This is a genomic window from Ruoffia sp. FAM 20857 (assembly GCF_045528645.1).
GTDB classification, from domain to species: domain Bacteria; phylum Bacillota; class Bacilli; order Lactobacillales; family Aerococcaceae; genus Ruoffia; species Ruoffia halotolerans.
The window spans coordinates 1-808 of sequence record NZ_JBGQRB010000115.1; the positions used below are offsets into that span (position 1 = coordinate 1).

Annotated in this window: 1 protein-coding gene; it reads right to left on the bottom strand. The window is 38.7% G+C overall.

Annotation, left to right across the window (positions count from 1 at the left end):
- Window positions 1-124: 124 nt before the first annotated feature.
- Window positions 125-808: IS30 family transposase (locus tag ACEN4N_RS11465; RefSeq protein ID WP_407094266.1), on the bottom strand; the 684-nt coding region annotated here is incomplete at its 5' end.

The window sequence follows — 808 nt, forward strand, 5'->3', positions numbered from 1 at the left end:
CCTCTGTTGTCAAATCAAATGCAACACTATTGTTATTCAAAAGACATACCCCATTAGACTTTTAGGTATAGGGTTTCCCCCATGGGGGAAATGTCGCTTTTCGATTCTTTTATAACTCAAGTCTTTATTCCATTAAAGACAATTCGGTCTGGTAGGCTTCTTGAGCGGACATTAAACCGAGTATGGATCGTATGCGTTTATTTATCTTACCAGCTGCTTCTGATATATAGTCAGAAGTAAAATGATGTAACGATTTACCTTTCGGTATAAACTCTCTTAAGAGTTTATTGAAATTCTCGTTAGACCCCCGTTCCCATGATGCGTAAGCATGACAAAAATAAATAGATAAATCATCGTTTTCAAGCTCAGATACTTTCGCAAACTCAGATCCATTATCAAATGTAATAGTTTTAAACTGATGAGGGCTGTTTTCTACAAGTGTTTGAAAAGCCGTTAATACAGTCTCGCTTTTATAATCCTCAATCTTCATTGCTATAGCGAAGCGTGTTTTCCGTTCGACTAATGTAATGGCTGCCGGCTCTTCTTTATGGCGTTTTCCCTTTACTAAGTCAGCTTCCCAATGACCAAATTCCGAGCGGTCTAACACACTTGATGCTCGGTCCGAAATACTGGTACCCAGAACTTTCTTATTTCGTCCCTTTGGACGACTGTGCTTATTTTTTCTTGGTTTCAAACGATACATCATAGGTAAATCATGGGGCTTGATACACAGCGCATTTTGTCGAATGTAGCGATAGACGGTTTTGAAACAAGGCACTCTTTCCTTAGGATGTTTTAAAGCATAGGA